This is a genomic window from Corynebacterium sp. ACRPH, from assembly GCF_022347285.1.
GTDB lineage: Bacteria > Actinomycetota > Actinomycetes > Mycobacteriales > Mycobacteriaceae > Corynebacterium.
The window spans coordinates 24421-46636 of the sequence record NZ_JAKRND010000003.1; the positions used below are offsets into that span (position 1 = coordinate 24421).

20 protein-coding genes are annotated in these 22216 nt (G+C 63.2%); 17 read left to right on the forward strand and 3 right to left on the reverse strand.

Annotation, left to right across the window (positions count from 1 at the left end):
- The first annotated feature begins 116 nt into the window (after positions 1 to 116).
- From MHX66_RS02100 to MHX66_RS02110, 3 genes are read left to right on the forward strand one after another with little or no spacing between them, the layout of a single operon-like run.
- Positions 117 to 401: a hypothetical protein gene (locus MHX66_RS02100; protein ID WP_143336411.1), complete on the forward strand. Its 285-nt coding sequence runs from the start codon at positions 117 to 119 to the stop codon at positions 399 to 401.
- Complete coding sequence (locus MHX66_RS02105) at positions 398 to 2005, forward strand: hypothetical protein (protein WP_239199141.1); 1608 nt, start codon at positions 398 to 400, stop codon at positions 2003 to 2005. The genes MHX66_RS02100 and MHX66_RS02105 overlap by 4 nt, the downstream gene beginning before the upstream one ends.
- Complete coding sequence (locus MHX66_RS02110; RefSeq protein ID WP_239199144.1) at positions 2002 to 2235, forward strand: hypothetical protein; 234 nt, start codon at positions 2002 to 2004, stop codon at positions 2233 to 2235. Before MHX66_RS02105 ends, MHX66_RS02110 begins: the two co-directional genes overlap by 4 nt.
- A 26-nt stretch (positions 2236 to 2261) precedes the next feature.
- On the opposite strand, the gene MHX66_RS02115 is transcribed toward MHX66_RS02110, so the two are convergent.
- Positions 2262 to 3137 carry a dienelactone hydrolase family protein gene (locus MHX66_RS02115; RefSeq protein WP_239199452.1) on the reverse strand — a complete coding sequence of 292 codons (876 nt, stop codon included), beginning with the start codon at positions 3135 to 3137 and terminating at the stop codon, positions 2262 to 2264.
- Between the two features lie 61 nt (positions 3138 to 3198).
- On the opposite strand from MHX66_RS02115, the gene glmS reads away from it, so the two are divergent.
- From glmS to groL, 6 genes are all read left to right on the forward strand, one after another.
- The gene (gene glmS / locus MHX66_RS02120) at positions 3199 to 5061 is read left to right on the forward strand and encodes a glutamine--fructose-6-phosphate transaminase (isomerizing) (RefSeq protein ID WP_239199147.1); all 1863 of its coding nucleotides are present in this window, start codon (positions 3199 to 3201) and stop codon (positions 5059 to 5061) included.
- Positions 5062 to 5138: 77 nt separating this feature from the next.
- Positions 5139 to 6872, forward strand: a complete 1734-nt coding sequence (alr, locus tag MHX66_RS02125; protein ID WP_239199150.1) for an alanine racemase — start codon at positions 5139 to 5141, stop codon at positions 6870 to 6872.
- A 257-nt stretch (positions 6873 to 7129) separates the two neighbouring features.
- Positions 7130 to 9685, forward strand: coding sequence for a tRNA (adenosine(37)-N6)-threonylcarbamoyltransferase complex transferase subunit TsaD (gene tsaD / locus MHX66_RS02130; protein WP_239199153.1), 2556 nt, complete (start codon positions 7130 to 7132; stop codon positions 9683 to 9685).
- A gap of 74 nt (positions 9686 to 9759) precedes the next feature.
- On the forward strand, positions 9760 to 10188 hold the full coding sequence (locus tag MHX66_RS02135) for a hypothetical protein (protein WP_034972438.1): 429 nt from the start codon (positions 9760 to 9762) through the stop codon (positions 10186 to 10188).
- A gap of 177 nt (positions 10189 to 10365) precedes the next feature.
- A complete protein-coding gene (gene groES, locus MHX66_RS02140; RefSeq protein ID WP_034972436.1) occupies positions 10366 to 10665 on the forward strand; it encodes a co-chaperone GroES in 300 nt (99 codons plus the stop codon).
- Positions 10666 to 10677: 12 nt separating this feature from the next.
- Positions 10678 to 12297 carry a chaperonin GroEL gene (gene groL / locus MHX66_RS02145; RefSeq protein ID WP_049049767.1) on the forward strand — a complete coding sequence of 540 codons (1620 nt, stop codon included), beginning with the start codon at positions 10678 to 10680 and terminating at the stop codon, positions 12295 to 12297.
- A 94-nt stretch (positions 12298 to 12391) separates the two neighbouring features.
- Here the strand turns inward: groL and MHX66_RS02150 are convergent, their stop codons facing one another.
- Complete coding sequence (locus tag MHX66_RS02150) at positions 12392 to 12697, reverse strand: WhiB family transcriptional regulator (RefSeq protein WP_005291806.1); 306 nt, start codon at positions 12695 to 12697, stop codon at positions 12392 to 12394.
- Between the two features lie 421 nt (positions 12698 to 13118).
- On the opposite strand from MHX66_RS02150, the gene MHX66_RS02155 reads away from it, so the two are divergent.
- Both MHX66_RS02155 and MHX66_RS02160 read left to right on the forward strand, forming a co-directional pair.
- Entirely contained in the window at positions 13119 to 13757 is a 639-nt protein-coding gene (locus tag MHX66_RS02155) for a sigma-70 family RNA polymerase sigma factor (RefSeq protein ID WP_370646250.1), read from the forward strand.
- A 45-nt stretch (positions 13758 to 13802) separates the two neighbouring features.
- Positions 13803 to 14738: a hypothetical protein gene (locus tag MHX66_RS02160; RefSeq protein WP_239199156.1), complete on the forward strand. Its 936-nt coding sequence runs from the start codon at positions 13803 to 13805 to the stop codon at positions 14736 to 14738.
- On the opposite strand, the gene MHX66_RS02165 is transcribed toward MHX66_RS02160, so the two are convergent.
- Positions 14739 to 15137 (reverse strand): DUF5319 domain-containing protein, encoded by a 399-nt coding sequence (locus tag MHX66_RS02165; protein WP_034985018.1) that lies wholly within the window; start codon positions 15135 to 15137, stop codon positions 14739 to 14741. It lies immediately after the preceding gene.
- A gap of 270 nt (positions 15138 to 15407) precedes the next feature.
- On the opposite strand from MHX66_RS02165, the gene MHX66_RS02170 reads away from it, so the two are divergent.
- The 6 genes from MHX66_RS02170 to MHX66_RS02195 all read left to right on the forward strand — a co-directional run bounded on the left by MHX66_RS02170 (position 15408) and on the right by MHX66_RS02195 (position 22203).
- A complete protein-coding gene (locus tag MHX66_RS02170) occupies positions 15408 to 16568 on the forward strand; it encodes a DUF4143 domain-containing protein (RefSeq protein WP_239199159.1) in 1161 nt (386 codons plus the stop codon).
- Positions 16569 to 16741: 173 nt separating this feature from the next.
- Positions 16742 to 18277, forward strand: coding sequence for an IMP dehydrogenase (gene guaB, locus MHX66_RS02175; protein WP_239199458.1), 1536 nt, complete (start codon positions 16742 to 16744; stop codon positions 18275 to 18277).
- A 27-nt stretch (positions 18278 to 18304) separates the two neighbouring features.
- Positions 18305 to 19468, forward strand: a complete 1164-nt coding sequence (locus MHX66_RS02180; protein ID WP_239199162.1) for a GuaB3 family IMP dehydrogenase-related protein — start codon at positions 18305 to 18307, stop codon at positions 19466 to 19468.
- Between the two features lie 35 nt (positions 19469 to 19503).
- Positions 19504 to 19935, forward strand: coding sequence for a hypothetical protein (locus MHX66_RS02185; RefSeq protein WP_239199165.1), 432 nt, complete (start codon positions 19504 to 19506; stop codon positions 19933 to 19935).
- A 49-nt stretch (positions 19936 to 19984) separates the two neighbouring features.
- A complete protein-coding gene (guaA, locus tag MHX66_RS02190) occupies positions 19985 to 21574 on the forward strand; it encodes a glutamine-hydrolyzing GMP synthase (RefSeq protein ID WP_011274088.1) in 1590 nt (529 codons plus the stop codon).
- Positions 21565 to 22203 carry a hypothetical protein gene (locus tag MHX66_RS02195; protein ID WP_239199168.1) on the forward strand — a complete coding sequence of 213 codons (639 nt, stop codon included), beginning with the start codon at positions 21565 to 21567 and terminating at the stop codon, positions 22201 to 22203. The genes guaA and MHX66_RS02195 overlap by 10 nt, the downstream gene beginning before the upstream one ends.
- Positions 22204 to 22216: the final 13 nt, after the last annotated feature.

Here is a 22216-nt window from a genome sequence, read left to right on the forward strand (position 1 = left end):
GTTTTGTTTGCGCAGTGCGGGTCGCTTGTGCGGAACCTTTATGCAGGGCATAAGCGCAAAGCACTGCCGGGGAGTTCAAGGGGGATTAGACCGTGGGAGAGTTACACATAGATCCAGTGCCCGCAGCCGATCGGGTGGCGGAGTTGCGGGATGCGCAGTTGAGCTGGGCGAATCATTTGGATGGCAGCCGGCCGAGCGTGCCTGTGGCCGCGTTCGGTACGGGTCTGCAGGCCAAGGCGCAGCAGTTTTTGGATCTGGTTGATCAGGGGCATAACGTGCGGGTGAACCACGCCCACAGGCTGGCGAAGGCAGGCGAGGATCTGACGGGCCTGGTGGATCGCGTGGGCCAGGCGGAACAGGAGAACTCCGCCAGCTTGAACGCAGGGGGTGCCTGGGCATGACGGGTTCTTTGGATCTTCGGCTGAACGCTGCACTTGATGTGATGGCCGGCTTTGGTGCTGACGTGGAGGGGGCGAAGGCTGCGGCGTCATTTACCAACGGCATGAACCCAGAGACGATCCTTACGTCGCTTGGGCCGGCGAGCAACCAGAAACAACAGGCGCCGGAGCTGGCTGCCGAAGCGTGTGTGAAAGAGAGCCTGAAGGGCACGGGTGAAGCACAGCCGGGGACGGTGACGGAGAAGGCGGGGAAGGAGCAGCTGAACCACGAACACTGCGTGCAGGATCGTTGCGTGGCGGTGCGGGATACCGCTGAGATCATGGGCACGATCTCGGAGAACTCGGTGAGTTTGATCGAGGACATTGCCGAGAAGCTGGAGCTTTTCGGCATGGCGGCGATTGGCCTGATCAATGGTGGTAAGCCGTTGCTCGATCTGTTGGCGAAGCTGGCGGGGAAGCTCTCGGAGGATATCCTGCGCAGCCGCAACAATTGCCTGGATACCACCATGGATCAGCTGATCCGCGATGCAAAGCCCGCCGCCGAGCCGGGCAATTCGGACAAGCCGGTCTGCCAGGATCCCAAGCCTGCCGAGACCAAGTGCCCGGAGCCTGTAAAGGCCCCGGAAGGTGATTGCCCAGCGCCGAAGAAGGTAGTGACGCCCCCTCCGGCGGTCGAGCAACCGTGTGAGACGGGGGCTGCACAGCACCCCACTCCACAGGCGGCGGCTCAGGTGGTCACACAGACGGCTATGGCTCAGGCGCCGCAACCGGCGCCCGCGCCTGCACCTGTGCCAGCCCCAGAGCCAGCGCCTGCACCGCCGCCTATGCCTGCACAGTCCTTGGTGCCGCCGCCTCCGCCGCCTGCTCCACCGGCGCCTCTGGCTCCTCCGCTGGCTGGCTCTCTGCAGATCAACGTCGAGGGGGCGGTGAGGCTGTGGGAGCAGATCGTGCACTGTGCGACGGAGGCTTTGGCGCCACCGGCGGATCACTGTCCGGCTTCTGCCCCGGAGCCGGCGCCGGAACCAACGCCAGAACCTAAGCCTGAGCCAGCTCCACCAACCGAACAGGTTGAGCACAAGGAAGAGTGCGAGCCAGAGCCGAAACCGGAACCTAAGCCCGAGCCGGCGGATCACTGTGAAAAGTCAGAGCAGGAGGTGGAGCAGAAGCCGGTCGGAAACCCGCAGCCGCAGCCTGAGCCGAAGCTAGAGCCGGAACCGGAGCCCAAACCTGAACCACCTCACCAGTGCGAGGAGCCGAAGCTCGAACCGAAACCTGAACCCGAGCCGGAACCGGAACTCAAGCCCAAGCCGGAACCACCGCAGCAATGCGAAGAACCGAAACCTGAGCACAAGGCACCAACACCGCCGTCAAGCGATACGAAGGGCGAACCGATCACGCCCGCGGCACCCAGCCAGGAACCTGCACCGGCACCAAACGCTGAAAATCATCCAAAGCCCCAACCGGCGCCCTCCAAGCAGTGGACTCCGGACGTGTGGGTATCGGCAGCGGGAGCTGCATCCATTGAAATGACAGGCACCTCTGTGGAATTGGCTGGTGCGGGGGCTGCGGCAGTGGGCGTCAATATCGAAAGGAGCGGTGAGTGGTGACCGGCAGGGAAGAACTCACAGAGCGCTACCAGCGCATCGTCGATGACTACATGGCAGAGGTCGAAGAATCGGTGAGGGAGTTCGAGGAAACCCTCAAGGAATGCACGCGCCAACTTGAGGAGGCCAAGAAGGCTCAGGGGGACAAGGCAAATAAGACGGTTGGAAGCGCGAACGTGAACGCGACCGCGAGCACTGGTGCCCGCGGGGTGCGCGGGCGAATCTTCGACTAAGAGGTCAAACCTTAAGAAGCTGAGCTCTAGAAGATCTCCGCCAGGCGCTCGTCCAGATCCACGTTCTCCGGCAGGTTCTTGTACAGCTCGTGCTGGGTGGCGGTGCGGGTCTTCTTCAGCTCGGCGTGGCTATCGCGGAAGGAGGCGTACTTCTTCTCGTCCTCGGCCAGAACGAAGCCAGTCATCAGGCCGCGAGCCAGCTCTTGTTGGCTGAACTGCGGTAGGCCAGCACCCAGAGCAAAGTTGCGGCCATACTTCTCGTGGAAGCCGCTGGAGGAAGCGCCCAGCAGCTCGCGGTAGGCAACGTCCCCACCCCAGTGCGCGGCCATGCGCTTGGCGTTGCCCATCGGGGTCTCGCCCAAACGGCCAGCCTCCAGCACCAGGCCCGGAGCCTTTACATACTTCGCGGCCTCCGTCGCATCCGGGGTAGTATCCGCCGGGTACACGGCCATCACGCCATTGATGGTGGGCTCGGTCTCGTAGCCCTTCAGCTCGCTACGGTGGCGGCGGCCCGTCGCCGCCAGCACGGCAGCCGAAGCACCCATGCCGTGGCCAGCGAGGTAAAGCTCGTTCGGCTGCACCGTGACGTTGCCGTTGCCCAGGCGCACACCAGCCAGGATCTGCAGCGCGGTCTCCAGGTCAGCGGCAAAACCCCGGTGGTTTGGGGAGAGGCCCTTCTCCGTATCCGGCGCCGCCACTGCGAACCCCCAGCTGGCCAGGTGGCGCAGCGTCGCGTGGTACGCATCCACGCCGACACGCCAGTCGTGCCCGAAAGCGATGCCGGGGATGCCGTTGCCTTCCGCCGGGGTGTAAACGCGCCCCGGAATTCCAGCGAAGTTCAGGTCACCGACCATCACGCGGTGCGGGCCACGCTTGCCCAAACGAGTAATCAGGTTCTTCATCTTATCTGCCACAGCCCCACAGCTTACCGAAACGGACAAGCCATTGTGTATCGTCAGAGGCATGTGTGCAATTGTTGGTTACGTAGGTGACTCCGAGGCCCTCCAAATCGGGTTGGATGCGCTGGAGCGAATGGAATACCGCGGATACGATTCCGCTGGCATCGCAGTTGTCGAGCAGGGTTCCCTGCACCTCGAAAAGAAGGAAGGCAAACTGCAAAACCTCATCGACCGCATCGATGAAGTCGGTCGCGATTCCTTCCATGGCTCTACCTGCATCGGCCACACCCGCTGGGCAACCCACGGCCGCCCGAACGACGTGAACGCACACCCGCACCGTTCCTTCGACGGCAAGGCCGCCATCGTCCACAACGGCATCATCGAAAACTTCTCCACCCTGCGCGCGGAGATCGAGGCCGCCGGCATCGAGCTGGAATCCGAGACCGACTCCGAGGTCGCCGCACACCTGCTGGCGCTCGCCTACAACGAAGGCGAAACCGCGGGCGACTTCCAGGCCTCCGCACTGAAGGTCCTCTCCCGCCTGGACGGTGCCTTCACCGTGCTGTTTGTACACGACGACCACCCGGGCACCATCGTCGCGGGGCGCCGCTCCACCCCGCTGATCGTCGGCGTGGGCGAGGGCGAAATGTTCCTCGGCTCCGACGTAGCGGCCTTCATCGACCGCACCAAGAACGCCGTGGAGCTGGGCCAGGACAACGCGGTGGTCATCACCGCCGATTCCTACTACATCTACGACTTCGACGGCAACCCGGTGGAGGGCAAGCCCTTCACCATCGACTGGGACCTGGATGCGGCGCAGAAGGACGGCTTCGATTCCTTCATGATGAAGGAAATCCACGAGCAGCCCGCCGCCGTCCGCGACACCCTGGCAGGCCACTTCGACGGCCGTCGCATCGTGCTGGACGAGCAGCGCCTGTCCGACGAGGACCTGCGCGGCGTGGAGAAGGTCTTCGTCGTTGCCTGTGGCTCGGCCTACCACTCCGGCCTGCTGGCCAAGTACGCCATCGAGCACTGGGTGCGCCTGCCCGTAGAGATCGAGGTCGCCAGCGAGTTCCGCTACCGCGACCCGGTGCTGGACCAGCGCACCCTCGTTGTGGCCGTGTCCCAGTCCGGCGAGACTGCCGACACGCTGGAGGCCGTGCGCCACGCGAAGATGCAGGGCGCCCGCGTGCTGGCCGTCTGCAACACCAACGGCTCGCAGATCCCGCGCGAGTCCGATGCCGTGCTGTACACCCACGCCGGCCCCGAGATCGGTGTGGCCTCCACGAAGGCTTTCCTGGCGCAGGTCGCCGCCAACTACCTGGTGGGCTTGGCTCTGGCACAGGCTCGCGGCACTAAGTACGCTGACGAGATCGCCGAGATTTTCTACTCCCTGGAGGCGCTGCCGGAGAAGATCGAGAAGACCCTCGGTTTGCGCGAGCAGATCCTGCAGCTGGCCGAGGAGCTCGGCCCAGTGAAGACCATGCTGTTCCTGGGCCGCCACGTGGGCTTCCCGGTTGCCCTCGAGGGCGCGCTGAAGCTGAAGGAGTTGGCCTACATTCACGCAGAGGGCTTCGCCGCCGGTGAGCTGAAGCACGGCCCGATCGCCCTGATCGAGGACGACCTGCCCGTCGTTGTCGTGGTGCCCAGCCCGAACGGCCGCCCGGTGCTGCACTCCAAGATCGTCTCGAACATCCAGGAGATCCGTGCCCGCGGCGCAAAGACCATCGTCATCGCGGAAGAGGGCGACGAGGCCGTGCGCCCGTATGCCAACTGGCTGCTGGAGATCCCGGGCACCACGTCGCTGATGCAGCCGCTGCTGTCCACGGTGCCGCTGCAGTTCCTGGCCGCCGACATCGCGCGCCAGTGCGGCAACCAGGACATCGACAAGCCGCGCAACCTGGCCAAGTCCGTCACCGTCGAATAGTTCGGGGTTTTTCTTAGTGACGCCCCCTGCCGTGCCCCTTTCCTGGAATCCCAGGAGGGGTAGCTAAGGTTATGAACATGTCGGATCGTCACCTTGCGGAACTAGTCGTTGACCTGGATGCCATCGCGCATAATGTGCGCGTGTTCCGGGAGGCTGCGGCTCCCGCCGGGGTGCTGGCCGTTGTAAAGGCCGATGCGTACAACCACGGGGTGGACGTGGTGGCGCCCGCAATGCTGGATGCGGGCGTGGAACAGTTAGGCGTGGCCACACTGGGGGAGGCCCTGCACCTGCGCGAGATTCTCACGGAACTGGGGGAGAGCTACGCTTCCGCGCCGATCACTGCCTGGATGTGGACACCCGAAGAAGACCTGGCGGATGTATTCGCCGCGGACATCAACGTTGGTGTGCCCTCGCTGGCGCACGCGCGTTCCCTGGTGGAGCAGGCCGAAAAAGCACGGCGGGAGGCGCAGGTCAGTACTCCCGTGCGGGTGACGCTCATGGTGGATACTGGCCTTTCCCGCTCCGGGGTGAGCCCCGCCGAGTGGCAGAGAACAGTCGAGCTGCTGGCTTCCAGGATGGAACTGGTGGAAGTCACCGGCGTGATGACCCACATGGCCAGCGCCGACGATCCCAAGTCGGAGGCGAACAACCTGCAGGCTGCCCGCTTCGCGGAAGCTATCGAGTTTTGCCGATCCCGTGGGCTGCGGGTGCCCCGCAATCACATTGCAAACACACCGGCTACGTTGCACCGTCCTGATCTCGCCTATGAGCTGGTACGACCGGGCGTCGGACTATATGGCATCGACCCGATCGGTGTGGGGGTCGAGCTAAAAGCGGCGATGACACTGCGCGCCCGCGTCACCACAACCCGGGTGGTGCCGAAGGGCGAGGGCGTGAGCTACAGCCACACCTGGCGGGCGCAGCGCGATACCCGCACCGCCGTGGTGGCTCTCGGATACGCCGACGGGCTGCCGCGAAGCGTGTCCGGAAAGATGCAGGTGACGATCAACGGGAAGACATATCCGCAGATCGGGCGGGTGTGCATGGATCAGATCGTCGTGGAGCTGGGGCCGGCCGATGGTGCTGAAGGGGCTGCCGACGGCGCCGCAGACGTGAAACCGGGCGACTGGGCGGTGATCTTCGGCCAGGGTGGCACCAGTACAGACGACTTCGCGGAGCTGGCGGGCACGATCAGCTACGAGGTGCTGACGATGCCGCGGGGCTCGAGGATCAAGCGGGTATTCAAGGGTGGCCGCCCGGATTTCTCCGCCGACGGTTCCTGCGCTGCCGCGACTGCCGATGACATGCGGGCTCTCGGCGAGCAGCTGGGCAAGCAGCTGGAGGCCGGGACCGTTGTGGTGCTTTCCGGCCCGCTGGGTGCGGGCAAGACGACCCTGACCCAGGGTCTGGCCGCTGGTCTGGGAGTGAAGGGGCGCGTGCAGTCGCCGACGTTCACCATCGTGCGGACTCACCGCGCCGGGCAGCGCGGGGTGGGGCTGTTGCACATGGACGCCTACCGCTTGCTGGGTGCGGACGTGGAGGAGGGCATCGAGCCGGGGCGCCACATCGACCGCAACGAGGTGCTCGACGCCCTGGAGAGCTTGGACATTGACGCGGACATTGACGACGTGGTCGTGGTGGCGGAATGGGGCCGCGGAGTGGTGGAGCCCCTAAGCGAGAAGGTGCTTGACGTGCAGATCGACCGGAGTAGCGTGGACGGCACTGCCGGTGGCGTGGAAAGCGCCGCTGACCCGGCAAATCCTGAAGCTTCGGCCACGGACGCACGCACCGTCACGTGGCGCTGGGTCTAGCTCAGCTGGGAGCGGCTGGACGCTCCCTGGCAAATTCTTAGGAAAAACTGGGGAATCTCTCGGACGGGGTTGCTTTGAGGAGCTTGGCCGTGCAATTATAGTTGACGAATCACCGTGAGGGGTGTTTCACAAGACGCTGGCATTTACGGGCCTGATCAACCCGCCAGTCGTACACCGTCCCTGAGAGGTTTACTGCGAGAGCCTCTCGGGGACTTCTTGTTTTCACCACCGCTTCCATCCGCCATAGAATAAATCCTATGATTTACGCCTTGGCCGTCGATACCTCTACCAACTACGTCACCTGCGGAGTTGTCCAGATCTCCGCGAATGGCCAGGTACGCGTGCTCTCCGAGCGCTTGGTGGATAACGTCCGCGGCCATATGGAGCTGCTCACGCCAAACATCCAGGCGTGCCTCGCCGACGCGGGGCTTTCCCCTCGCGACCTGCATACGGTCGTCGCGGGCACCGGTCCGGGGCCGTTTACTGGGTTGCGGGTTGGCATGGCTACTGCTGCTGCTTTTGGTGACGCCCTCTCGATCCCAGTCCACGGCATCCCCAGCGCGGCCGCCACGGCGTGGGGGCACGCAACCTCCTGGGTCGGGTCTAAAGCTTTCGGCGACTACCTGATCGTCTCCGACGCCCGGCGCCGGGAGTTCTATCACTCCCGTATGAGTTTCTACCCCGGCCTGGCGGGGCGGCTGTGCTCTGAAGTGCAGGTTCCAGCTTCGGTCCACGCGCCAGACGTGGTGCGAGAGATCCAGCGCGAGTTCGACCGCTGGCCGCTGCGGGTGCTCAGCGCTTCCGCGGTCGCAGAACAGGCGGAAGAGCTTCTTGGCTCCCAAGAGGGCTGCCAGATCGAAAGCGTGGATGCCCACCCCACGCCCCGCGGGCTGGTGCTCGCCGCGCTGGAGTCTCTCGGTTCGGTTCCGGGGTTGCTCGCCGACGCGTCGGCACTGCGCGCGCTGTACCTGCGCCGTCCGGATGCGAAGGAGCCGAAGGCGAAGGCTGTCTCGAAGGCGCTGGACTTCTCCCACGTGCAGGCAGATGTCGCACGGCAGAGTGGCGAGGCCGGGGCCGCAGAACCCCAGACCGCAGAACCCCAGGCCACAGACACCCAGAACGCTGACTCTCAGACGGCTCGCGTGCGCTTGCTCACTCCCGCCGACGCGCCCGCCTGTGCGGAGATCGAGCAGATCCTCTTCTCTGAGGATTCCCCCTGGTCCGCGGAAGCCTTCGCCAGCGAGATCGCCGCGCCGCACACGCACTGCCTCGCCCTGGAGGCCGCTCCCGAGGCAGCTGCAGACTCTGCCGATGGCCCCGGCGAACCCCAGTTGATCGGCTACGCCATCCTGGCCGTCGGCGGCCCAGCTAACGACCCGGAGGCGGAGATCCACACCATCGGCATTCTCCCCGAATGGCAGGGGAGGGGCCTATCCAAACTGCTCATGGATCCGCTGGTCGCTGTCGCCGACCGTCTGCGCGCCCCCGTGTTCCTCGAGGTCCGCACCGACAACCGTCCCGCTGTCGGGCTGTACGAGCGCTACGGCTTCACCATCGAAGGCACCCGCCGCGCTTATTACCAACCCTCTGGCGCCGATGCCTTCACCATGGTTCGCCCCGGCATGGTGCGCCCCGGCTTTGTTTCTGACGTCACCCCGACCCCAGATACCGGCGCCTCGAACCGGCCTACCTACATCATGGGCATCGAAAGCTCCTGTGACGAGACCGGCGTGGGCATCGTCGCCAGCACGGCAACTGCTGGTGAAGCAGTAGCTGACGACGGTGCTGCGCAGCTGGAGATCGTGGCGAACAAGGTGGCCTCCTCCATGGAGCAGCACGCCCGCTTCGGAGGCGTGGTCCCGGAGATCGCCTCTCGCGCGCACCTGGAGGCCATGCAGCCGACCATGCGTGCCGCCCTGGCGGATGCGCGCGAGAATGTCCCCGGTTTCCGCACTCCGGACGTTGTGGCCGCCACCGTTGGACCCGGCCTGGCCGGAGCCCTGCTGGTAGGTGCCGCCGCCGCGAAGGCCTACGCCCTGGCATGGGAGGTGCCCTTCTATGGCGTGAACCACCTGGGCGGGCACGTGGCTGTCGGAACCCTCGACGAGGGAGCCGCGGGTGGCTCCAACGAGGGAGCTGGCGCCGACAGCGACCTCAGCAACGCCATCGCGCTGCTGGTCAGCGGCGGACACACGCAGATTTTGCACATCACAGGCGTGGGCGCCCCGATGGAAGAACTCGGCAGCACCCTGGACGATGCCGCGGGTGAGGCCTACGACAAGGTCGCGCGCTTGCTGGGTCTGGGCTACCCAGGCGGTCCGGTGATCGACCGACTGGCGGCGCAAGGTGACCCCAAGGCCATCGCCTTCCCGCGCGGCATGATGCGCCAGCAGGATTCGCGCTACGACTTCTCCTTCTCCGGGTTGAAGACCGCCGTCGCCCGCTACGTGGAGAATGCGGAAAAAGAGGGTGCGAGCCTGCCCATTGAAGACGTGTGTGCTTCCTTCCAAGAGGCAGTGGTGGACGTGCTCGTCACCAAGGCGCTGCGCGCCTGCGAGGATAAGGACGCCCGCGTGATGCTGCTCGGCGGAGGTGTTTCCGCGAACAGACGCCTGCGGGAAGTGGCTGCCGAAAGGTGCGGAGAAGTGGGCGTCGAACTAAAAATCCCGCAGGCAAAGCTCTGCACCGACAACGGCGTGATGATGGCGGCGCTCGCGGCGCGCCTCGTTGCGGCAGGGGAGGAACCGAGCGGTTTAGCGACGCCTACCGACCCGTCGCTGGACGTGGAAGAGCCTGTCCTGCGCAATCACTAGTTTGCTGGCAAGATGTTCTGTGACTGTCCAAAAACTCACAACTTCTTCATCACACAACAAGCTAGGAGCCTAATATGCCACGCAGCATGCTGGTAACGCCGGACCTTCAGACGAAGGAAATGGACATTGACCTGTCGGAAGCTGCCGACGTTCTGGGCGGAAGCGAGCAGGATCGCCTGCACGTGGTTTTCGTGGAGAGTGGCCTGACCGTCGCCGCGATTTACTCCTCCGACGCACGCAAGGCGGAGAACCCGGAGCCGAACCCGCTGGCTTCCATGGGGCGCAAGGAGCAGGAGACCGGCGACTCCAGCTTCATCTCTGACCCGGCTCGCGCGATCCTCGGCCCCGTGCTGTTCGTCGGCGACGAGGGGGCTGGGCTGACCGACGAGGACATCGAGTCCATCCACAACGGCATCCGCGCAGTTGAGAACTACAAGGAAGACAACGCCAAGGATTACGAGCTGTGGTACAACGCGGTGGTTAACCTGACTAAGGGGATCTAGCGCCGGGGACCTAGCACCGGGGCTGGTTGAGCGTTAGCACTTGCGAGGGTAGAGTGCCAGATAGGTTGTTTGACTCACAGTTGTTCACCCGCGACGACGGCTGTATCTGGAAAACCAACCGGCACAACAGTTCACAAGAGTGAAACCTACAGCTCGAATACACGGAGGTATTCAATCGTGGCTAACGTCAACATCAAGCCCCTTGAGGACCGCGTCCTCGTCCAGATCGTCGAGGCGGAGACTACTACCGCATCCGGCCTAGTCATCCCGGACTCTGCTAAGGAGAAGCCGCAGGAGGCCACCGTCATCGCAGTCGGCCCCGGCCGCTGGGCAGATGACGACGACCGCATCCCGGTGGATGTGAAGGAGGGGGACACCGTCATCTTCTCCAAGTACGGCGGCACCGAGCTGAAGTACAACGGCGAAGAGTATCTGCTGCTGACCCAGCGCGACATCCTCGCTGTCATCGAAAAGTAAGCGGGTAGTTGCATGTCAAAACTCATCGCATTTGATCAAGAGGCCCGCGAGGGTCTGCAGAAGGGCGTAGACGCCCTGGCGGACGCGGTGAAGGTGACCCTAGGCCCGCGCGGCCGCAACGTCGTGCTGGACAAGGCCTTCGGTGGCCCGACCGTAACCAACGATGGCGTGACCATTGCTCGCGACATCGACCTGGAAGATCCCTTCGAGAACCTGGGTGCCCAGCTGGTTAAGTCCGTTGCCATCAAGACCAACGACATCGCCGGCGACGGCACCACCACCGCTACGCTACTGGCACAGGCTCTGATCAACGAGGGTCTGCGCACCGTGGCAGCCGGCGCCAACCCGATCGCCGTGAACCGCGGCATCGCCCAGGGCACTGAGCGCGTTGTGGAACTGCTGCGCGAGCTGGCGCAGCCAGTTGCGGACAACGCCGCCATCGCCAACGTCGCCACCGTTTCTTCCCGCGACGAAAAGATCGGCGCCATGGTTGCCGATGCTTTCGACAAGGTGGGCAAGGACGGCGTGGTGACCGTCGAAGAGTCCCAGTCCATCGAGGACGAATCGATCGTCACCGAGGGTGTTTCCTTCGACAAGGGCTACCTGTCTCCGTACTTCGTTACGGACCAGGAGACCGGCCACGCAGAGCTGGAAAACCCGCTGATCCTGCTGGTGCGCGAGAAGATCTCCTCCCTGCCGGACTTCCTGCCGGTGCTGGAGAAGGTTGCCAACTCCGGTAAGCCGCTGCTGATCGTCGCCGAGGACATCGAGGGCGAGCCGCTGCAGATGCTGGTGCTGAACGCCATCCGCAAGTCGCTGAAGGTCGCGGCCGTGAAGTCTCCGTACTTCGGCGACCGTCGCTCTGCGTTCATGGACGACCTGGCTATCGTCACCGGCGGTACCGTCATCGACAGCGAGCTGGGCCACAAGCTCTCTGAGACCACTCTGGAGCAGCTGGGTTCTGCCCGTCGCGTGAACATCACCAAGGAAGAGACCGTGCTGGTCGACGGTGCTGGTTCCGCCGAGGCCGTCGAGGAGCGCCGCAACCAGATCCGCAACGACATCGAGCGCACCGACTCCTCCTGGGATAAGGAGAAGTTCGAGGAGCGTCTGGCGAAGCTGTCCGGCGGCGTGGCCGTCATCCGCGCCGGTGGCGCTACCGAGACCGAGGTCAACGAGCGCAAGCTGCGTATCGAGGATGCGATCAACGCTGCACGTGCCGCCAGCCAGGAAGGTGTAATCGCCGGTGGCGGCTCCGTACTGGTGCAGATCGCCGCTGAGATCGAGGAGCTGTCCCGCCAGGCAGAAGGTGATGAGGCCATCGGCCTGCGTTCCCTGGCTCGCGCTCTGCGTCGCCCGGCATACTGGATCGCCGACAACGCCGGCCTGGACGGCGCCGTTGTGGTCTCCAAGATCGCCGAGCAGCCCAACGGCTCGGGCTTCAACGCCGCCACCCTGGAGTACGGCAACCTGCTGGAGCAGGGAATCATCGACCCGGTGAAGGTGACCCACTCCGCTGTGGTTAACGCCACCTCCGTCGCCCGCATGGTGCTGACGACTGAGACCGCCGTGGTGGACAAGCCGGCCGCTCCGGCTGCCCAGGCAGGGGCACACGCTGGCCACGCCCACTAGTGGGATAGCCGCTGTAGCCCGCTGCTAGGCAGCGCAGCATTAAAGGGAGAGGGATAGTCCCTCTCCCTTTATTCTTTGTGCACCCAGTCGGCTGCTAGGAGGCTACGCGGCGGTTGCGGTTGCGAGAAGTGGGGCGCAGGATAGCGTCGCGCTCGGACTCGCTGAGGCCGCCCCAGATGCCGTAGGGCTCGCCCACGCTGAGTGCGTGGTTGCGGCACTGCTCAATCACCGGGCACTCACGGCAGATGGCCTTGGCGCGGTGCTCGCGCATGGCACGGGCACGGCCACGCTCGCCATCCGGGTGGAAGAAGACAGAAGAATCAGCCCCGCGGCATGCGCCATGGAGTTGCCATTCCCAAGTCGAAGAAGCAGGTCCCGGAAGCTGGCTGGGCTGTGGCATTAGGTGGTTACTCCTCGTGAAAAGTCAGATGCTCACTTGTAGTGACGTCTGAGAGGTTCCAATCCTTAAATGAACTCTAAGTAAAGAACGAGTGCCTTTTGGGTATCCAAAACCTGTTCCGACATACCTATTTCACACAGCGGTAGCCGCCTACCTGCGGGAATGCGGCTAGTTGAACAATGGATTAACTTGTTTCTACGCCACGCCTAGATTCCCCCAAAGGGGGTTAAAAAATTCGCTGCTTGCTGCCATCTTCCCGTGATCTTGCTGGGGGATTGCCAAATAAGGCTGCCAGGAAGGTTGAGGTTAGCTGAAAAACCAGAGCAAAAATGGGAACATGTTTCAGGTTTGTTCCATTGCATCCGCGTGAGGAGTAATCGAACAGTCCCCTTTTTAGTCGATCTGGGGCTGTCGGCGCGGTGTGATAGTTTCAATCCACATTGATAAAGACGTTGATAAAGACGTTCGAGCATTTGACGGAGTAGAGGCGATGGCTGCAGACCAGGAAACCGACGAGGAGATTCGAGATCTCCTCCCGGCGGCCATTGATCAAGACCGTCGTGCAGTTAATCGTCTTATTCAGCTGATCCACCCAAAGGTGGTTCTCTTCTGTCGCGGCAAGCTGAGCATGAATGGCTACCCCACGCCCGATGACGTTGCACAGGATGTCTGCATTGCGGTTGCTAAGGCTCTACCCAGGTATGAGGATCGTGGGGCACCGTTTATGGCCTTCGTCTACCAGGTGGCGCGAAACAAGATTACTGACGCCTACCGTTTCCAACAGCGGGACGTATCCGATCCGACGGAGGAGCTGCCAGAGGAAGAGAGTTTCCAGGATTTACCTGAAGAGGTGTACTTAAGCCAAGATTCATGTAACGATTTGGCTAGGAAGCTCGATATTCTTAGTGAGAAATCACGAGAAATCCTTCTTCTTCGAGTTATTCACGGCTACTCCGCAGAGGAGACTGCGGAGATCGTGGGTTCGAAGCCAACGGCCGTTCGCGTAGCTCAGCACCGCGCGGTTATGAAGCTAAAGAAACACGGAATTATTCAACAGTAGGCAGCTACCTTCGGGTAGTTCAGGAAAGAAAAGAGCTCAACAGCCATGGCGCAGAATGACGGCTTCCGGGAGGGCGAGGAAAACTTCGCTTCCATCCTGGATGTAGATCGCATCCTTGATGCGATCGGCCGCGGCGAGGCGATTCCGGAAACGGAAAACTTTGACTCCAATGACCCTGTTTTTGCGGACCTGGTTGCGCACCGTGAGGAGTTCTACCGGGATATTCCGCCCGCGCCGGACGTAAGCTTCCTGTTTGCGGAAGACGGTGGCGAAGAATCCGAAGCTGAACCGGCGGAAGCGGCTGGGGGTGCCGGCAACAGTTCGCGCCTGCTGCGGACTAGCGCCAAGGCGGCTGCTGCCGGAGGTATTTCTCTGACCAGCATGCTGATCGCCGGCGGAGTGGCTGCCGCTATTGCTGTGGGAGGTCTGGGATACGCTGCCTACTCCAGCTCGCAGGGCGCGCACGTGAAGCGCGAGACAGTGGCTGAAGAGGACGCTGTCGAGGTGGAGGGCTCCAGCAGTCTTGCTGAGAGCTCCGCGGGCGGACAAAGTAGCGTCCTCAATGAAGAGAGCGTCGCAGACAAGCAGAGCCGCGGCGAACAGGGCGACCGTAAGCCCAAGGGCGAGCAGCGCCAGGAGGAAAAGGGTAAGCCGAGTAAGCCCGCTACGAAGAGCTCCAAGGCTCCTGAGGCGCCGGCTGGGGAGGCAATCCCAACGACCACCATCCTGCTCGGTGGAACGGAAACCCCTGGAGGGGCGGAAGCCCCCGGGCAGCTGGGACCGGCGATGCCGATGGGCGTCCCGGCGCCGGCTAACCCCACTGATACGACGTCGAAAACGACGACCTCGAAGACCCAGAAGCCACGCGAGCCTGCGTCGCCCCGTCAGGATCGACCGACCCCGACCACGGGCGGGGCGCGTAACCCAGAGCCGCTGCCGGTGCTTACCGACTACAACTCCCCGCGCGCGGAAGGTAGCTAACTACTTCCCCCAGAGGAACGGCGGACGCAGTCCGTGGAACGCGAAATCGATCGCGTCCGCATAGCCCAGGCAATAATCCCAAGTCACATAATCATTCGGGTTTGGCTGCGCTGACGGCTCGTGCACTGGCACCAGCTCGTTGTTCAGCATCGTGCGAATATTCGACTCGATGATGTCCCAGTCGTAGAAATGACTGTCCTCGCAATCCTCACACAGCATGGTGATCCCGCGAACCCCGCGCGGTTCCAACAGCTTGCGGAAATCCCGGACGTTCTGCAGATCCTCCCGCAGAGCCTGAACCTCATCGGGAGACAACGGCGGAACGGCCTCATCAAACTCGTCGGGATCCAGGAACGACGCAGGGTCGTTCGGATCATCGGCGAAAGGGTCCGGCGGCATCTGATCGTGGTTAAAGCTCACACCAACACCGTACCCTGTAGCCGGTAATGCAAGGCAAAAGCATCGCCTCACTCCAAACTGGGGAATGAAACGCGCCCAAACTGGGGAATAGATCGTCTACAAACTGGTGGATGAATCGCTGATAAAGTGGGGAATGAAACGGCAGTAAACTGATGGATCAAGTGAAAATGGCTGGTGAGGTTAGCTGTGGAATACCTTCCTAGAGTTGAAGATAGACGACTACAGAGCGCCTTAGAACGTGCCGGCGGAGTGCTCATCGAAGGGCCGAAAGGCTGCGGAAAGTCTGCGACGGCGCGCCAAATAGCGGGCAGCCTCGTGCAGGTGGATACGGATCTTAATCTAGAGACACAGCTCAACACCATGCCAGACCTGGCGCTGAGCGGCGCCACTCCCCGCGTATTCGACGAATGGCAGGAGGAGCCCCGACTGTGGAACCTAGTGCGGCATGAGATTGACCGGCGCCAAGCACCGGGGCAATTCATCCTTACAGGCTCAACTGCGCCGGGGGAGGAGCAGTCCCGCCACTCCGGGGCGGGAAGAATAGCCCGGTTGCGAATGCACACCTTCGGTTTCTACGAGTCTGGCCATTCCAACGGTGCTGTGTCCCTTTCGAAGCTGGTGGAAGAAGGCGAACTGACGCACAACAGTGAAACTGTGTTGGATATCCGAGGAGTCATCGACCGTATGGCCCACGGAGGTTGGCCTGGAAACCGACATTTTTCTACAGCTGCGGCTCAGGAAAACCTGCGTAGCTACGCAGAGACCGTGGCGCACGTAGACATTAATGTCACCGACGGCAGGCGTCGGGATCCCGTGAAGGTTCAGGCGCTCTTGCGCTCGTTGGCGCGAGGGGTGGCGACAGAGCAGTCCATTAGCGCGATCGCTGCCGATATTGATATTGATCGAGCGACTACTAGGGAGTACCTCACTGCGCTACAGCGGATCTTTATTGCCGAGGAGCAACGCGCCTGGTCTTCTCATCTGCGTTCGCGTGCCAGCCTCCGCAAGGTGCCGAAACGGCACCTTGCGGACCCTGCGCTGGCTGCAGCTGTGTTGGAGGCATCCCCGGAAAAGCTACTGCAGAACCTTGAATACTCAGGTCAGATGTTTGAATCCCAGGTGGTGCACGACCTGCGTGTGCTCACGGGGCGGCAGATCTTTCACGCCCGTGATGCATCCGGGCTAGAGGTAGATGCGGTCTTTGAATTGGCAGGCAGGACGGTGCTTGTGGAGGTTAAGTTGGGACAGAGCTCCCAGGTACTGGATAGGGCTGCTCAAAACCTCCAGGCTTTCGCAGATAGGTTTGGCTGGGACACGCCTCCGCTGTTGTTGATCGTTACGGGAGGTAACTTGAGTGTTCGGCTTCCCAGTGGCGTATTTGTCACCTCGTTGACCCACCTGGCGCCGTAGTGCGCACCCCGTCTTCCGCTACCTAACCCCGGCACACAAAAACGCGCTGCAAAGGGTTATTCTGTAGTACATCGGCGAAAAGACGGCGAGAACTCCCAGGCACCCAAGCCCTGGCAGGGGAGCGCCGCAGAATTTTCTAGAGGAAGGTCGGGCAACCCGTGACGAACCCAGAGATGAACGCGAAGATGTACCCAGTTTCCACCGGCGGCGACGACCCCAACAAGGTTGCACTGGTTGGACTGACTTTCGATGACGTCCTGCTGCTGCCCGCCGCCTCCGAGGTGATCCCCTCCGGCGTGGACACCTCCACGAAGTTCACTCGCAACATCGATCTGAACATCCCGGTGGCCTCCGCCGCCATGGATACCGTCACCGAGGCCCGCATGGCCGTCGCCATGGCCCGCCACGGCGGCATCGGCGTGCTGCACCGCAACCTGTCCATCGAGGACCAGGCGCAGCAAGTAGAGATCGTCAAGCGCTCCGAAGCCGGAATGATCACCGACCCGGTTACTGCTTCCCCGGATATGACCATCCAGGAAGTAGATGATCTATGCGCCCGCTACCGCATCTCCGGCCTGCCGGTTGTGGATGACGAGGGCGTGTTGGTCGGCATCCTCACTAACCGCGACATGCGCTTCGAAAGTGACTTCAGCCGCAAGGTTTCCGAGACCATGACCCCCATGCCGCTGGTCGTCGCCCAGGAAGGCGTGTCCGCCGAAGCTGCCCTGAGCCTGCTTTCCGAGAACAAGGTAGAGAAGCTGCCGATCGTCGACGGCGCTGGCAAGCTGACCGGCCTGATCACCGTCAAGGATTTCGCCAAGCGCGAGCAGTACCCGCTGGCTGCTAAGGATTCCTCCGGTCGCCTGCTGGCCGCCGCCGGCATCGGCACCGGTGAGGATGCCTGGACCCGCGCGGGCAGCCTGGTGGATGCCGGCGTGGACGTGCTGATCGTCGATACCGCCCACGCTCACAACCGCGGCGTGCTGGACATGGTCTCCCGTGTGAAGAAGGAGTTTGGCGACCGCGTGGACGTCGTCGGCGGCAACCTCGCCACCCGCGAGGCAGCGCAGGCCATGATCGAGGCCGGCGCGGATGCCATCAAGGTCGGCATCGGCCCGGGCTCCATCTGCACCACCCGCGTCGTCGCGGGTGTTGGTGCCCCGCAGATCACCGCCATCATGGAAGCAGCCGTCCCGGCTAAGAAGGCGGGCGTGCCGATCATCGCCGACGGAGGCATGCAGTTCTCCGGCGACATCGCCAAGGCGCTGGCGGCTGGGGCGTCCACAGTAATGCTGGGCTCCATGCTCGCCGGATCGGCCGAGACCCCCGGTGAGATCGTGACCATCAGCGGCAAGCAGTACAAGCGCTACCGCGGCATGGGCTCCATGGGTGCCATGCAGGGCCGTGGCCTGACCGGCGAGAAGCGCTCCTACTCCAAGGACCGCTACTTCCAGGCCGACGTGCAGTCCGAGGAGAAGCTGGTGCCGGAAGGTATCGAGGGCCGTGTGCCGTTCCGCGGCTCGATCGGCTCGATCCTGCACCAGCAGGTCGGTGGCCTGCGCGCTGCCATGGGCTACACCGGCGCGGCGACGATCCCCGAGCTGCACAACGCACGCTTCGTGCGCATCACTGGCGCGGGCCTGCGCGAATCGCACCCGCACGATGTGCAGGGCATCATGGAAGCGCCGAACTACAACCCGAACCGCTAGAGCACGCCTTTAAGGAGCAATCCAGCCATGCAGGAATACGTTGACATCGGACGTGGGCGCGCTGCCCGTCGGGTGTATGGCCTGAACCAAATCGACATCGTGCCGTCCCGGCGCACCCGCAGCTCGCACGATGTGGATACGTCGTGGAAGATCGACGCTTATTCCTTCGACATCCCGGTGATGACGCACCCGACCGATTCGATCGTCACGCCCGAGTTCGCTATCGAGTTTGGTCAGCTGGGCGGCCTTCCGGTGATCAATGCCGAAGGCCTCTGGGGTCGCGTGGATGACCTGGATGTCGCCCTGCGCGGGGTTGTTGAAGCTGCTCGCAAGGCAGAGTCCGCACTGTTCGAGGAGGATGACGCCACCTCGGACTCAGAGATCTTCGGCGCCAACGCGGAGCTGCAGCGCCTCCACTCCCTGGATCTGAACGTGGACCTGCTGCAGGAGCGGCTGAACCAGGTGCGGGAATCCGGCGTGCGCTTCGCCGTTCGTGTGTCTCCGCAGAACGCCCGCGAGCTTGCGCCGGCACTGATCAAGTCCGGCATGGACCTGCTGGTGGTCCAGGGCACCCTGGTCTCTGCGGAGCACGTGCACCGCGACGGCGAGCCGCTGAACTTGAAGGAGTTCATCGGCAGCCTGGACATCCCGGTGATTGCCGGTGGCGTGGTGGACTACACCACTGCCATGCACCTGATGCGCACAGGCGCGGCGGGTGTGATCATCGGCTCTGGCCACACCACCAACAACGACTCGCTGGGTATCGACGTGCCGATGGCCACCGCCATCGCCGATGCGGCCGCTGCGCGCCGCGACTACCTGGACGAGACGGGTGGCCGCTACGTTCACATCATCGCTGACTCCTCGCTGCGCAATTCCGGTGACGTAGCTAAGGCCATCGCCTGTGGCGCAGATGCCGTTTCGCTGGGGTTGCCCCTGGCCACTGCTGCCTCCGCGGGTGCTCCTAACTGGTACTGGCCGTCCACGGCGGGGCACCCGAAGCTGCCGCGCGGCCTGGTGGAAGAGGTAGGTCTGGGGAACGAGCCGCTGCCGCTGAAGGAGCTGCTGTTCGGCCCGACTGCCAATCCGGTTGGTGGAGAGAACATTATCGGCGCCCTGCGCCGGTCGATGGCCAAGTGTGGATACACGGACATCAAGAGCTTCCAGAAGGTCGACCTAGTCGTTCGTTAGTCGTCCGTTAATACAGAAAGACACAACTGATCTGAATGAAGATTTCCCAGTGGTGGCAGCGCACAACTGACCGGTTGCCGATGCAGCTAGCGGTGCTGTCGTGGGCGTCAATAATAATCGGCGTGATTGGCATCATCGCCACGACCGTGCTCTACCTGGGCTACCAGCCACAGCATGGCGACGAGACCGTGAAGATGAACGTCGGTGCCACCGGCGTGATGGTGGGGCTGTACTTCTTTGCCTTCGCGCTGTTCGGAGCGATGATTATCCAGGGACGTACGTGGGGTTTGTCGGGACTGGTGCTCACGCATGTCACGCTGGTGTTCATCACGATCACGGTGATTAAGGCGAGTGTGTTCTGGCTCGCGACGATCTTCGGCGTGATTGCGGCGGTATCTCTTGGGCTGATTTTCTCCCCACCGTCGATGGAGTGGTACAAGCAGCGCTTCGTGGACGGACGGAGCTAGTAAGCGACCGGTGTGCCCCGTAGCGCGCAGGTGCGTTAGAGTTAGGGACGTGACTCAACAAGACCCAGCTGCCGCCGCTCCACGGCCCGTACTTGTCGTGGATTTCGGCGCGCAATACGCACAGCTCATTGCCCGCCGGGTGCGCGAGGTGAACCTGTACTCCGAGGTCATCCCGCACACCATGCCCGCCGACGAGGTCGCCGCGAAGAACCCCGCGGCCCTGATCCTTTCCGGTGGCCCTTCTTCTGTTTATGCAGATGACGCCCCCTCGCTTCACCCCGAACTGCTGGAGCTAGGGGTGCCGGTATTCGGCATCTGCTACGGCTTCCAAGCAATGACCCAGGCCATGGGTGGAACCGTAGCGAAGACCGGCCTGCGCGAGTACGGCCGTACCGAGCTGCAGATCCAGTCGGAGGCTGGCGTGCTGCACGAGGGCATGGGGGAGAGCCAGCAGGTGTGGATGAGCCACGGCGACTCCGTCTCTGAGGCGCCGGAGGGCTTCACCGTGACGGCCCGCACCGAGGGTGCGCCGGTGGCTGCCTTTGAGTGCCCGGAAAAGCGCATGGCGGGCGTGCAGTACCACCCTGAGGTGCTGCACTCCCCGAAGGGGCAGGAGGTGCTACGCCGCTTCCTGCTGGAAACCGCCGGGTTGGAGCCGACCTGGACCGCGGGCAACATTGCCGAGCAGCTGATTGAGCAGGTGCGCGAGCAGATCGGCGACGAAGGGCGCGCTATCTGCGGCCTGTCCGGTGGCGTGGATTCCGCCGTGGCCGCCGCGCTGGTGCAGCGTGCGATCGGTGACCGTTTGACCTGTGTGTTCGTCGACCACGGCCTGCTGCGCGCCGGTGAGCGCGAGCAGGTGGAGAAGGACTTTGTGGCCGCCACCGGTGCGAAGCTGGTGACGGTGGACGAGCGCGAGGCGTTCCTGCAGAAGCTGGCCGGTGTGACCGAGCCCGAGGCTAAGCGCAAGGCCATCGGCGCGGAGTTCATCCGCTCCTTCGAGCGCGCCGTTGCGGGCGTGCTGGCTGATGCCCCGGAGGGATCCAGCGTGGACTTCCTGGTACAGGGCACCCTGTACCCGGATGTGGTGGAATCCGGTGGCGGCACCGGCACCGCGAACATCAAGAGCCACCACAACGTCGGCGGTCTGCCGGACGACGTGGAGTTCGAACTGGTTGAGCCGCTGCGCCTACTGTTCAAGGACGAGGTTCGCGCGGTTGGTCGCGAGCTGGGCCTGCCGGAGGAAATCGTGGCACGCCAGCCGTTCCCGGGGCCGGGTCTGGGCATCCGCATCATCGGTGAAGTGACGGAGGATCGCCTGGAGACTCTGCGTGCTGCTGACGCTATTGCCCGCGCCGAGCTCACCGCCGCGGGTTTGGATGATGTGATCTGGCAGTGCCCGGTGGTTCTGCTGGCGGACGTGCGTTCCGTGGGCGTGCAGGGCGATGGCCGTACCTACGGCCACCCGATTGTTCTGCGCCCGGTATCCAGTGAGGACGCCATGACGGCCGACTGGACCCGCATTCCTTTCGACGTGCTGGAGAAGATCTCCACGCGCATCACCAACGAGGTGGAGGAAGTGAACCGCGTGGTGCTGGACGTCACCAGCAAGCCGCCGGGAACCATCGAGTGGGAGTAAGTGTTGCATCCGCCGCGCCGGCTGGTTCCCTGGGTGGCCTGACTGGCTCCCTGGGTGGCAAGAAGGACCTGGATACCCCGGAGGGGGACAAGGTCAAGCTGGGTAACGTCGGTGGTCCGGCCTGGAATGTTGACGTGTACAAGCAGGTTCACGGCGCAGCCACCGTTGCTCCGGGCGCTACCGTGAAGACCCGTGTTGAGATTCAGGGTGTGAAGGGCGATACCCGCATCGACGAGGTCCTTGAGTGGATGCCGAAGGGCTTCAAGCTGGTGAAGGTTGAGCGCATTAAGGGTGGTCTGCTGGGTGATAGTGTCCACGAGCTGGGGCAGTCCGAGTACGCAGTGAAGCAGACCGATGACCGGACCGAGGTTCGCGTTTCCTGGACGGAGGGACTGCTGATTAAGCAGAAGCCCAAGGTTAATACCGCCACTCCGCTGCTGCTGGACTTCACCTGGAAGGCTCCGGAGAAGGAGGGTACCTACAAGAATGGTGCCGGCGTAAAAGTCGGCGCTGTTGTGAACAACAACAAGACCTTCGACAATGGGGCGCCGATCGTTGTGAAGAAGGGTGCAGCTCCGGCCGGCTCCGGTGCTTCCGGCAGCCTGTCCGGAAGCCTCTCCGGCTCCTAATAAAAGCTGAAAT

What these genes read in the sequence shown, in the direction of transcription:
- MHX66_RS02185 (WP_239199165.1), top strand. Translation starts at nt 19,504, where the DNA reads ATGAAGATTTCCCAGTGGTGGCAGCGCACAACTGACCGGTTGCCGATG.
- groL (WP_049049767.1), top strand. Translation starts at nt 10,678, where the DNA reads ATGTCAAAACTCATCGCATTTGATCAAGAGGCCCGCGAGGGTCTGCAG.
- alr (WP_239199150.1), top strand. Translation starts at nt 5,139, where the DNA reads ATGTCGGATCGTCACCTTGCGGAACTAGTCGTTGACCTGGATGCCATC.
- MHX66_RS02180 (WP_239199162.1), top strand. Translation starts at nt 18,305, where the DNA reads ATGCAGGAATACGTTGACATCGGACGTGGGCGCGCTGCCCGTCGGGTG.
- tsaD (WP_239199153.1), top strand. Translation starts at nt 7,130, where the DNA reads ATGATTTACGCCTTGGCCGTCGATACCTCTACCAACTACGTCACCTGC.
- MHX66_RS02135 (WP_034972438.1), top strand. Translation starts at nt 9,760, where the DNA reads ATGCCACGCAGCATGCTGGTAACGCCGGACCTTCAGACGAAGGAAATG.
- MHX66_RS02105 (WP_239199141.1), top strand. Translation starts at nt 398, where the DNA reads ATGACGGGTTCTTTGGATCTTCGGCTGAACGCTGCACTTGATGTGATG.
- MHX66_RS02165 (WP_034985018.1), bottom strand. Translation starts at nt 15,137, where the DNA reads ATGCCGCCGGACCCTTTCGCCGATGATCCGAACGACCCTGCGTCGTTC.
- glmS (WP_239199147.1), top strand. Translation starts at nt 3,199, where the DNA reads ATGTGTGCAATTGTTGGTTACGTAGGTGACTCCGAGGCCCTCCAAATC.
- MHX66_RS02115 (WP_239199452.1), bottom strand. Translation starts at nt 3,137, where the DNA reads ATGAAGAACCTGATTACTCGTTTGGGCAAGCGTGGCCCGCACCGCGTG.
- MHX66_RS02160 (WP_239199156.1), top strand. Translation starts at nt 13,803, where the DNA reads ATGGCGCAGAATGACGGCTTCCGGGAGGGCGAGGAAAACTTCGCTTCC.
- MHX66_RS02150 (WP_005291806.1), bottom strand. Translation starts at nt 12,697, where the DNA reads ATGCCACAGCCCAGCCAGCTTCCGGGACCTGCTTCTTCGACTTGGGAA.
- guaB (WP_239199458.1), top strand. Translation starts at nt 16,742, where the DNA reads ATGAACGCGAAGATGTACCCAGTTTCCACCGGCGGCGACGACCCCAAC.